This is a genomic window from Acidobacteriota bacterium (assembly GCA_016716715.1).
Taxonomy (GTDB): Bacteria; Acidobacteriota; Thermoanaerobaculia; order UBA5066; family UBA5066; genus Fen-183.
Genome location: JADJVE010000004.1, coordinates 198,787 through 209,122, shown reverse-complemented (window position 1 = coordinate 209,122; position 10,336 = coordinate 198,787). Strand labels below are relative to the sequence as shown.

General features: G+C 70.4%; 9 protein-coding genes. 7 read left to right on the top strand and 2 right to left on the bottom strand.

The window, feature by feature from the left end:
• Positions 1 to 62: 62 nt before the first annotated feature.
• Complete coding sequence (radA, locus tag IPL89_08255) at positions 63 to 1,415, top strand: DNA repair protein RadA (protein MBK9063172.1); 1,353 nt, start codon at positions 63 to 65, stop codon at positions 1,413 to 1,415.
• A gap of 4 nt (positions 1,416 to 1,419) precedes the next feature.
• Here radA and IPL89_08250 read toward each other — a convergent pair whose 3' ends face one another.
• Complete coding sequence (locus IPL89_08250) at positions 1,420 to 1,617, bottom strand: hypothetical protein (protein MBK9063171.1); 198 nt, start codon at positions 1,615 to 1,617, stop codon at positions 1,420 to 1,422.
• 112 nt (positions 1,618 to 1,729) lie between these two features.
• Between IPL89_08250 and IPL89_08245 the strand changes: the two genes are divergently transcribed.
• The gene (locus IPL89_08245) at positions 1,730 to 2,251 is read left to right on the top strand and encodes a ferritin family protein (protein MBK9063170.1); all 522 of its coding nucleotides are present in this window, start codon (positions 1,730 to 1,732) and stop codon (positions 2,249 to 2,251) included.
• Positions 2,252 to 2,266: 15 nt separating this feature from the next.
• On the opposite strand, the gene IPL89_08240 is transcribed toward IPL89_08245, so the two are convergent.
• A complete protein-coding gene (locus IPL89_08240) occupies positions 2,267 to 3,163 on the bottom strand; it encodes a phosphoribosylaminoimidazolesuccinocarboxamide synthase (GenBank protein MBK9063169.1) in 897 nt (298 codons plus the stop codon).
• 72 nt (positions 3,164 to 3,235) lie between these two features.
• Between IPL89_08240 and IPL89_08235 the strand changes: the two genes are divergently transcribed.
• The 5 genes from IPL89_08235 (at position 3,236) to aspS (ending at position 10,328) form a co-directional block, all read left to right on the top strand.
• The gene (locus IPL89_08235) at positions 3,236 to 4,744 is read left to right on the top strand and encodes a leucyl aminopeptidase (GenBank protein ID MBK9063168.1); all 1,509 of its coding nucleotides are present in this window, start codon (positions 3,236 to 3,238) and stop codon (positions 4,742 to 4,744) included.
• Positions 4,745 to 4,747: 3 nt separating this feature from the next.
• Positions 4,748 to 6,526, top strand: coding sequence for a DNA repair protein RecN (recN, locus tag IPL89_08230; protein MBK9063167.1), 1,779 nt, complete (start codon positions 4,748 to 4,750; stop codon positions 6,524 to 6,526).
• Between the two features lie 244 nt (positions 6,527 to 6,770).
• Positions 6,771 to 7,280: a gamma carbonic anhydrase family protein gene (locus IPL89_08225; protein MBK9063166.1), complete on the top strand. Its 510-nt coding sequence runs from the start codon at positions 6,771 to 6,773 to the stop codon at positions 7,278 to 7,280.
• On the top strand, positions 7,235 to 8,554 hold the full coding sequence (locus IPL89_08220; GenBank protein ID MBK9063165.1) for a histidine--tRNA ligase: 1,320 nt from the start codon (positions 7,235 to 7,237) through the stop codon (positions 8,552 to 8,554). Before IPL89_08225 ends, IPL89_08220 begins: the two co-directional genes overlap by 46 nt.
• Positions 8,555 to 8,564: 10 nt before the next feature.
• Entirely contained in the window at positions 8,565 to 10,328 is a 1,764-nt protein-coding gene (gene aspS / locus IPL89_08215; GenBank protein ID MBK9063164.1) for an aspartate--tRNA ligase, read from the top strand.
• Positions 10,329 to 10,336 lie beyond the last annotated feature (8 nt).

Sequence of the window (10,336 nt, the reverse complement as noted above, 5' to 3'; positions counted from 1 at the left end):
CGCGTCCGGCGTGGATTCATGATTCAATGGAATCAGTTCCGTTCGCTGCGCGAAACACACCAATGGCACGCAAACCCGCAACCGTTTTCGCCTGCTCCGCGTGCGGAGCCCAGAGCCCGCAGTGGATCGGGCGCTGCCCCGAATGCGGCGGGTGGAACACGCTGGCCGAGGAACGCGAGGCGCCGCGTGCCGCGGCGGCCGGTGCCGGCGTCGCGTCCACGGCGGTTCGCCTGTCGGACGTCGCCGCCGCGGAGGTCCCGCGCATTCCGACCGGCATGGCCGACGTGGACCGCGTCCTCGGCGGCGGCCTCGTGCCGGGCTCGATCGTCCTTCTCGGCGGAGAGCCGGGGATCGGCAAATCGACGCTGCTCCTGCAGGTGGCGTCCCGTCTCGCCGAACGGATGGGCGAGGTTCTGTACGTCAGTGCGGAGGAGTCCGCGCAGCAGATCCGGATGCGCGCCGTCCGCCTCGGAGTGGCGGCGCCGGGCCTTTTCCTCCTCGCCGAGACGAACCTCGACGCGATCCTCGAAGCGGCGCGAGCCGGCCGGTACGCGGCGGTCGTCGTGGACTCGATCCAGACGATCGCCTCGCCCGCCGCGCAGGCGGCGGCGGGCTCGGTGACGCAAGTGCGCGAGTGCGCGAGCCGCCTGCAGGTTTTTGCAAAGACGACGGGCGTTCCCGTGTTCCTGATCGGGCACGTCACGAAGGACGGGACGCTGGCCGGACCCAAGACTCTCGAGCACCTCGTGGACGCGGTCCTCTCGTTCGAGGGCGAGCGCTTCCACGCGCAGCGCGTCGTGAGGGCGCTCAAGAACCGCTTCGGCCCCGCACACGAGCTCGGTGTCTTCGAGATGACGGGCGCCGGTCTCGTGGAGGTCGCGAACCCGTCCGCGCTCTACCTCGGGACGGGCGCGGGCTCGCGGCCGGGCTCCGTCGTCCTAGCGGGAGTGGAGGGAACGCGTCCGTTGCTCCTGGAAGTCCAGGCGCTCACGGTCGAAGCGAAGTACGGCTCACCGCGGCGGACGGCGATCGGGTTCGACGGGACGCGTCTCGCGCTCCTTCTCGCGGTCCTCGAGCGCCACGGCGGGCTGAAGCTCGCGTCGCACGACGTCTTCCTGAACGTGGCGGGCGGGGCCGAGAGCGTGGAACCCGCGGCGGACCTCGCGGTCTGCGCCGCGGTCGCGGGCAGCCTGCGCGCCCGCGCCCTCGCGCCCGGGACGTTCGCATTCGGGGAGGTCGGCCTCCTCGGCGAGGTGCGCGCCGTCTCCGACGCGGTGCTGCGCCTCAAGGAAGCCGTCTCGCTGGGCCTGAAGATCGCGCTCGTCCCCGCAGGGAACGCGGGGGAGGCCGCCGCGTTCCCGGACCTCTCGGTCGTCCCCCTCCGGAGCGTCGAGGAGCTTCTGGCGCGGACCTGAGCGCTCAGACCGGCCGTCCGCCGAGCAGGCGGGCCGGGAGGAACAGGAGCGCCTTGAGGAACGCGAGGACTCCGCCGACGGCGATCCCGACCGCCTTGAAGGGGAGCAGGATCAGCCAGACGAACGGGAAGGCGACGAGCGCGAAGACCGCCAGCGGCCAGCACAGGACGAAGAGGATGAGCCAGAGCAGGAACTTCGCCATCGGGGCCTCCGACTCCTGATACGGACCCGCCCGCCGGGGGTTTTCCGGTTGATCCGGTTGCATCATTTTGCGCCCGGCGGCTTCCGTGCGAGCGTAGCCTCCGGAGAACCTCATGACGAAGACTCTCGACCTCTCCAAGCTCGACCTTCAGGACGCCCTCGACCTCGCCATCCTCGTGGAGGACGAAGCCAAGGAGCGCTACGACGAGCTTGCCGCGCAGATGGAGACGCACCACACCGCCGACGCCGCCGTGTTCTTCCACTTCATGTCGAAGAACGAGGCGAAGCACGGCGAGGAGCTCACCGCCCGCCGCAAGGAGCTCTTCGGCGACGCGCCCCGCCGGGTGGACCGCTCGATGGTCTGGGAGATCGAAGCCCCCGAATACGAGAACGTCCACGCGTTCATGACGCTCCACGAGGCCCTGACCGTCGCGATGGCGGCCGAGGTGAAGGCCCACTGGTTCTTTACGGATGCCCTCAAGCTCCCGATGGCCGACCCGGTCCGGAAGCTCTTCCTCGAGCTGCAGGAGGAAGAGGTCCACCACCAGGAGCTCGTCGGCCGCGAGATCGCGAAGCTCCCGCCCGACGAGGCGGCGCCCCCGGAAGAGTTCGCGGACGAGCCGGTCTCGCAGTAGGCGCGGGAAGACCCCTTACGCCCGGAACGGCATCCCGGTCAGGCGCTCGTACGCCTCGGCGTAGCGCGCGCGTGTGCCCGCGACGACGTCCGGCGGCAGGACGGGCGCCGGCGGCGTCTTGTTCCAGCCGGTCTTCTCGAGGAAGTCGCGCACGAACTGCTTGTCGAAGGACGGCGGCGAGCCGCCCGGGCGCCACGTGTCCGCCGGCCAGAACCGGGAGGAGTCGGGCGTGAGCACCTCGTCGATCCAGACGGCGGCCCCCGACGGATCGAGGCCGAACTCGAATTTCGTGTCCGCGAGGACGATCCCGCGCCCGGCCGCGTAGGCGGCCGCGCGGGAGTAGAGCTCGAGCGTGAGGCTCTTGAGGCGCGTCGCGAGCTCCGCCCCGGCCGCAGAGGCCATGGCCTCGAACGAGACGTTGATGTCGTGCCCGGACTCGGCCTTCGTGGCGGGGGTGAAGATGGCCTCGGGAAGGCGGTCCGCTTCGCGCAGCCCCTTCGGCAGCGGGATGCCGCAGACGGCGCCCGATTCGCGGTATTCCTTCCAGCCCGAGCCCGCCAGATAGCCGCGGGCCACGCACTCGAACGGGACGACGGCGCACTTCTTCGCGAGGACGCTGCGGCCCGAGAGGAGCGCCGCGTGCGCGGCGGCGGGCTCGGGGAACAGCGAGGCGTCCGTCTCGATCAGGTGGTTCGGGACGACGTCGGCGAACCGGCGGAACCAGAAGTTCGAGAGCTGCGTGAGGATCTTTCCCTTGTCGGGGATTCCCGGGGAGAGGACGCAGTCGAAGGCGGAGATGCGGTCGGTCGCGACGAGGAGGAGGCGGTCGCCGAGGTCGTAGACGTCGCGCACCTTTCCGCGGCGCGGCGGCGGAAGCCCCGGCAGGGAAGTCTCGAGCACGGCTTCAGGCATGCGCCGGATTCTAGGTCGGAGATCCGGGGGGCGCGCTAGACTTTGTCTCCCCCAGGGGACCAGGAGGACACCTTGCTGAAGATTGCGATTCGAAGCCGGAAGGGCGGCGCGCGTGCGGACGCCTTCGTGGCGTTTGCGGTCGGCGCGACCCCGAAGGAGGCGCTCGCGGCGCTGCCCGCCGCCGTGCGCGCGAAGGCCGCCGCGGCCGCGCCGGCGCAGCCGGCGGCCGAGGGCGGCGTGTTCACGGCGCCGCTCGGTGGAGCGCCGGCCGGGCGGCTCTACGTGTTCGGCGGTGGCAAGAGCGCCGAGATCAGCGCGCGCAAGGCGCGGGCGCTCCTGCGCAACGTCGCAAAGACCCTGAACCGGAGCGGCGAGAAATCGGCGATCCTCGACTTCCCGTACACGCTCAAGCGGATGGACGCCGCCGAGACGCGCGAGTTTCTGCTCCGCGCGCTCGCGCTCGCGGACTATTCGTTCCCCGTCTACAAGACGAAGGACCGCGAGAAGAAGACCCTCGCGTCCGTGGCCGTCCAGGCGGCCGGCGCGTTTGCGGGGGCCACCGCCGCCGAGGCGCGCGACGCCGCGGCGCTCGCCGAGGTCGCCGCCTTCGTGCGCGACCTCGGGAACACGCCCTCGAACGACATGGTGCCCCGCGACTTCGCCCGTCGCGTCGCCGAGGAAGCCCGCGCGCGCGGCCTCAAGGCGAAGGTCCTCGACAAGAAGGCGATCCGCCGCGAAAAGATGGGCGGTCTTCTCGCCGTGAACCGCGGGTCGGCCGAGGAGCCGCGCGTCGTCGTCCTCGAGTGGAAGGGCGGCAAGAAGGGCGACCCGCCGCTCGCGTTCGTCGGCAAGGGCGTGACGTTCGACTCGGGCGGCATCTCTCTCAAGCCCGCCGAGAAGATGGGCGACATGAAGTGGGACATGATGGGCGCCGCCACCGCGATGGGCATCGTCCTCGCCGCGGCGGACCTCAAGCTGCCCGTCAACGTCGTCGGGATCGCCGCCCTCACGGAGAACATGCCGTCCGGGACGGCCTACAAGCCGGGCGACATCGTCCGTTTCCGAAACGGGAAGACGGCCGAGATCGACAACACGGACGCCGAGGGGCGCGTGGTCCTGGCCGACGCGCTCGACTACGCCGCCGACTGGAAGCCCGCCGCCATCCTCGACTTCGCGACGCTCACGGGCGCCGCGCTCATCGCGCTCGGCCTCGAGGCCGCGATCGTGTTCACCGACCACGACGATCTCTCCCGCGCGCTGGTCTCGGCGGGCGAGCGGACGGACGAGCGCATCTGGCGCCTTCCGTTGTGGGAGGAGTACAAGGAGAACATCCGCTCCGACTGGGCCGACATGAAGAACACGGGCGGCCGCTTCGGCGGGTCGATCAACGGGGCGATGTTCCTCAAGGAGTTCGTCGACGCGAAGACCCCGTGGGCGCACCTCGACATCGCGGCGACGGCGAACGTCGACCGCGAGTACGCCGGCTACCCGGTCGGCGCGACCGCGTTCGGGGTGGGCCTCGCGCTGCGCTGGATGCGGGACCGTGCCGCCGGGGCGCGCGGCGCCCGCCGGGCCCGCTAGAGCGTGCTGACGTCCCTCCGCGTCCGCGACCTCGCCGTCCTCGAGGACGTCGAGGTCGCGTTCGGCGAGGGGCTGACGGTCCTGACGGGGGAGACTGGCGCCGGCAAGTCCCTCGTCGTGGACGCGCTGCTCCTCCTCGCGGGCGGCAGGGCCGACCCGGCGCTCGTGCGCGCGGGGGCCGAGCGCCTCGTCGTGGAAGCGGTTTTCGACTGCGACGACGCGGAGGTCCGCGCGACCCTCGCCGAGGCCGGGCTCGTTGAAGACGGGAAGGGGTCGTTCGAGGTCGTCGTGCGCCGGGAGGTTGCGGCAGCCGGCGGGGCCGCCAAGGGCCGCCTCCTCGTGAACGGGTCCCCCGCGCCCCTCAAGTTGCTTCAGGAGGCCGCGGCGCGCCTCCTCGTCCTCTACGGCCAGGCCGAGGCGCGTGAGCTGCTCGACCCCGCCGCTCCGCGCGAGCTCCTCGACCGCTTTGCGGCGCTCGAGGAGACGGCCGCAGGCGTTGCGGCCCTCCACCGCGAGCTCGTGGCCCGCCAGCGCGACCTCGCGCGGCTCGCCGAGGCGGGCAAGGACCGCGTCCAGCGCCTCGAGCTCCTCGAGTTCCAGATCGCGGAGATCGACAAGGTTGACCCGAAAGAGGGAGAAGACGAGGAGATTTCTTCTGAAAGGAAGAGATTGGGGAGCGTCGAGAAGACGGGCCAGCTGCTCGCGCAGGCCGTCGCGGCGCTGGAGGACGACGAGTCGGGCGCCCTTCGCGCGGCCGGCGCGGCGCGCGCTGCCCTTCTTTCACTCGAAGAAATCTCCCCTTCGTACGCCGCACGAGCCACGATGCTCGCGGAGGCGATCGAGAGGCTTCGGGAGGTCGGGTTCGAGACTTCCCGCGATCTCGCGCAGCTGGAAGCGGATCCCGCGCGCCTTGCGTTCATTGCCGAGCGTCTCGACGCCCTCGCGAAGCTCAAGCGCAAGTACGGCGCGACGCTGGCCGAGGTGATCGAGCGCCGCGCGGCCCTCGGAAAGGAGCGCGAGGAGCTGGCCGACCTGGAAGGCGCGGTGAAGAAAGCCGAAGCGGCCGTCCAGAAAGCGTTCGCGGCCTTCCGGAAGGCGGCGCTCGAGCTTTCCCAGGGGCGGGCCGCCGCCGCGCCCCGACTCGGGAAGGCGGTGGAGGCCCATCTCACGGACCTCGCGCTGCGCCGGGCCTCGTTCGCCGTCGAGGTCGCACGGAAGCCCGATCCGGCGAGCGCCTTCACGGCCGGCGGCGAGAGCGTCGCCTTCGGCCCCCACGGCGTGGATACGGTGTCGTTCGCCTTCGCTCCGAATCCCGGCGAGCCGCCTCGGCCGCTGCCGAAGATCGCGTCCGGCGGCGAGCTCTCCCGCGTCCAGCTCGCCCTCGCGGCCGCGCTCGCCGAGGAAGAGTCCGGAGCCCGTGCCGGCGGCGGCGCCCGCCGGGGAGGGCCGGTCCGGACGTTCGTCTTCGACGAGGTGGACGCCGGCGTCTCGGGCGCCACCGCGGAGGCCGTCGGCCGGAAACTGCGCGCCCTGGCGGGCCGGGAGCAGATTCTCGTCGTGACGCATCTGCCTCAGGTCGCCGCCTCCGGCACGCACCACCTCGCCGTCGAGAAGGTGGCCGCGGCGGGCCGCACGCGGACGCGGGTGACCGCCCTGGACGCGAAGGGAAGGGTCGAGGCCGTCGCGGCCCTGCTGGCCGGCGCCTCGGTCGGCGAGCCGGCCCGCGCCCAGGCCCGGCAGCTCCTGGACGGGGCCCCCCGCGGCGTCTCGAAGACCCGCTGAGGGCTGCGCACAGCTGCCCGAAAACGGCCGGTCGACAACTCGGCCCATATTCGCGATCCGGGCAGCGTAAGTATCTGTAGAAAAGCGGCTTGGAGTATTAGACCGATTCTGTGCAAAAGCCTGTGCATTGAGGCGCGAAAAAGGCCTCAACCCCGCAGCTTCACACGGTTTTATCCGCCTCGCACAGAGGTCTGTGCAGCGCGCGTTTCCCCGCCCTCCGTTTGGTATGGTGACCGGCGAAATGCTGCTGCGTAGCTATCTCGGCCACACCCCGAAACTCGGCGAGCGGGTCTTCATCGCGGAGACCGCCGCCGTCATCGGAGACGTGTTTCTCGGGGACGACGTTTCGATCTGGTACTCCGCGGTCGTGCGCGGCGACTGCTGCCACATCCGCATCGGCCCGCGGGCGAACGTGCAGGACAACTGCACGCTCCACGTCACGCGCGACACGGGCCCCCTCGTGATCGAGGAAGAGGTCACGCTCGGGCACAACGCGGTCGTTCACGCGTGCACGATCCGGCGCGGCGCCCTGATCGGGATGAACGCGACGGTCCTCGACGACGCCGACGTCGGGCGGAGCGCCCTCGTCGCGGCCGGAGCCGTGGTCCTCCCGCGCACGGTGATCCCGCCCGCGACGCTCTGGGCCGGCAGCCCCGCGAAGAAGAAGCGGGACCTCACGGCCGAAGAGGTCGCGGGACTCGAGACGTACTGGAAGAACTACCTCGTCTACAAGGCGGAGTACCTCAAGCCGTGATCGGGAGCGTGAAGGGAACGCGGGACATCCTCCCGCCCGAGACCCGTGTCTGGAACCGCGTCGAGGCCGTCGCCCGCGAGGTCTTCGGGCTCTACGGCTACGACGAGATCCGCACGCCGGTCCTCGAGTCGACGGAGCTCTTCGTGCGCAGCGTCGGGGAAGGGACGGACATCGTCCACAAGGAGATGTACACGTTCACGGACCGCGGCGACCGCTCCGTGACCATGAGGCCGGAGAACACGGCGGGCGTCGCCCGCGCGTACGTCGAGCACTCGCTCGCACAGGCCGGGCGCCCCTGGAAGCTCTTTTACATCGGGCCGCAGTTCCGGTACGAGCGCCCGCAGAAGGGCCGCTACCGCGAGTTCCGGCAGATCGGCGCGGAGGTTCTCGGGCCCGCGGACGCGGCGACGGACGCCGAAGTCCTCGTGATGCTCTTCGACTTCCTCGGGCGGCTCGGGTTCACCGGCCTCTCGGTTTCGCTCAATTCGGTCGGGACCGACGCCACGCGGCCAGCGTACGTCGAGGCCATTCGGACGTTTTTTTCTTCGAATGAGAATGTGCAGGCGCTCGGCGAAGACGACCGGCGGCGCCTCGCCGAGAACCCGCTGAGGGTCCTCGATTCGAAGGACCCGGCCGTTCAGAAGCTCATCTCTTCGTCCCAGTTCCCGCGGATGACCGACCTCCTTGCAACGCTCGATCCGGCCTCGGATGCGCACCACCGCGAGCTCGTCGCGCACCTGCGCGCCGCCCATATACCTTTCGAAGAAAATCCCCTCCTCGTCCGGGGTCTTGACTACTACACCCGCACCGTCTTCGAGGTCACCGCCGCCGGCCTCGGCGCGCAGAACGCGCTCCTCGGCGGCGGGCGGTACGACAAGCTCGTCTCCGACCTCGGCGGGCCGAAGACGCCGGGAATCGGCTTCGCGATCGGCGAGGACCGGCTCGTGGACGTGCTGCCCGAGGAATTCCGGAAGGCGGCCGTCGCCGCCGTGCGCGGGGTGACGCTCGTCCCGCTCGACAAGGGCGATCTCGCGGACGCCCTCGCCCTCGCGGGCGAGCTGCGGCGCGCGGGGATCGCCGTGGACCTCGTGACGGCCGCCAAGGGGCCCGGCCCCGGTCTCAAGGTCGCCGAGCGCACGGGCGCGGCATTCGCTCTGCTCCTCGGAGAAAAGGAACGCGCCGCCGGCACCGTCCTCCTCAAGATCCTCGCGACGCGTTCTCAGGAAGAGCTGCCGCGCGGCTCGGTCGTGGAGACGCTGCGGGCCCGTCTGTAAGATCCCGGCCATGTCCGCTCTCTCTCGCACGCCCGCCGGAACTCTCCGTCCTTCGCACGTCGGACAAATCGTGCGTCTTCAGGGCTGGGTCAACCGCCGCCGCGACCACGGCGAGCTCGTCTTCATCGACCTCCGCGACCGCTCCGGCCTCGCGCAGGTCGTCTTCGACGCCGAGTTCCTGCCCGACGCCGCCGTCCTCGCCCTCGCCAAGGAGCTCCGGAGCGAGTTCGTCGTCGACGTCACGGGGGCCGTCATGGCCCGGGGCGCCGACGCCGTGAACGCGGACCTCCCGACCGGAGGGATCGAGGTGCGCGCGACCGCCCTCGTGATCCTGAACCGCGCGGACACGCCGCCGTTCCCGATCGAGGACGGGATCAAGGCCGCCGAGGACCTGCGCCTGAAGTACCGGTACCTCGACCTGCGCCGTCCGGAGATGACGCAGCGCTTCGTCGCCCGGAGCGCCGTCACGATGGCGATCCGCGAGGTTCTCCACGAGGAGGGCTTCCTCGACGTCGAGACGCCCATCCTCACGAAGTCGACGCCGGAGGGCGCGCGCGACTTCCTCGTCCCGTCGCGCATCCACGAGGGCGAGTTCTACGCGCTGCCGCAGTCGCCGCAGCTCTTCAAGCAGCTCCTCATGGTGTCGGGTATGGAGCGCTACTACCAGATCGCGCGCTGCTTCCGAGACGAGGACCTGCGCGCCGACCGGCAGCTCGAGTTCACGCAGGTCGACGTCGAGATGTCCTTCCCGACCGAAGAGGACGTCTACGGCCTCATCGAGAAGGTCTTCACGCGCGTCTTCCCGAAGTGGGGAGTCGCGTGCGAGGCGCCGTTCCGGCGCATGACGTACGACGAGGCCATGGAGCGCTTCGGGATCGACCGTCCGGACACGCGGTTCGGGCTGGAGCTCGGAAATTTCCCGGGATTTGAAGAGAAGATTTCTTCGAAGGTTGAAAGAGTCAAGGGCCTGTGCGTGCCCGGGGGAAGCTCGTTTTCCCGCAAGCGCCTCGATGACATCGAGAAGGGGGCGCGGGCGGCGGGGGTCGAGTGGTTCTTCTGGGTGAAGACGGCCGGTCCCGGCAGCTGGAATTCCAACTCTAAGAAGTTCTTCGACGACGCTGCGATCGAGCGCATGCGCGCCTCGTTCGGTGCGGGCGAAAGCGACCTCGTCTTTCTTGCCGCCGGGAAATCGAAGTCGGTATTCGACTTCCTCGGCACGCTCCGCCTCCAGATTGCCCGCGAGGAGAAGCTGATCCCCGAGGGCCGCTACGACTTCCTGTGGGTGACGGACTTCCCGCTGCTCGAGTGGCACGAGGAGGACGCGCGCTGGTACGCGACGCACCACCCGTTCACCGCGCCGCGCGAGGAGGACCTGCCGTTCCTCGAGAGCGAGCCGAGGCGCGTGAAGGCGCGCGCCTACGACGTCGTCCTGAACGGCATGGAACTCGGGGGCGGGTCCATCCGGATCCACCGCTCCGAGGTCCAGTCGCGCATCTTCGCGAGGCTCGGCATCGGGCCGGAGGAGGCGCGCGCGAAGTTCGGGTTCCTGCTCGACGCGTTCCGCTTCGGCGCGCCGCCGCACGGCGGCATCGCGCTCGGCCTCGACCGGCTGCTCATGATCCTCACGGGCTCGACGTCCATTCGCGACGTGATCGCGTTCCCGAAGACGGCCTCCGGCACCGACCTCATGACGGACTGCCCGAATCCCGTCGCGCCCGAGCAGCTCGCCGAGCTCCACATCGCGCTCGCGAAGCCGCCGAGGACGCCTGGCTAAGAGAAGAA

What these genes read in the sequence shown, in the direction of transcription:
- IPL89_08245 (MBK9063170.1), top strand. Translation starts at nt 1,730, where the DNA reads ATGACGAAGACTCTCGACCTCTCCAAGCTCGACCTTCAGGACGCCCTC.
- IPL89_08250 (MBK9063171.1), bottom strand. Translation starts at nt 1,617, where the DNA reads ATGGCGAAGTTCCTGCTCTGGCTCATCCTCTTCGTCCTGTGCTGGCCG.
- aspS (MBK9063164.1), top strand. Translation starts at nt 8,565, where the DNA reads ATGTCCGCTCTCTCTCGCACGCCCGCCGGAACTCTCCGTCCTTCGCAC.
- IPL89_08240 (MBK9063169.1), bottom strand. Translation starts at nt 3,163, where the DNA reads ATGCCTGAAGCCGTGCTCGAGACTTCCCTGCCGGGGCTTCCGCCGCCG.
- radA (MBK9063172.1), top strand. Translation starts at nt 63, where the DNA reads ATGGCACGCAAACCCGCAACCGTTTTCGCCTGCTCCGCGTGCGGAGCC.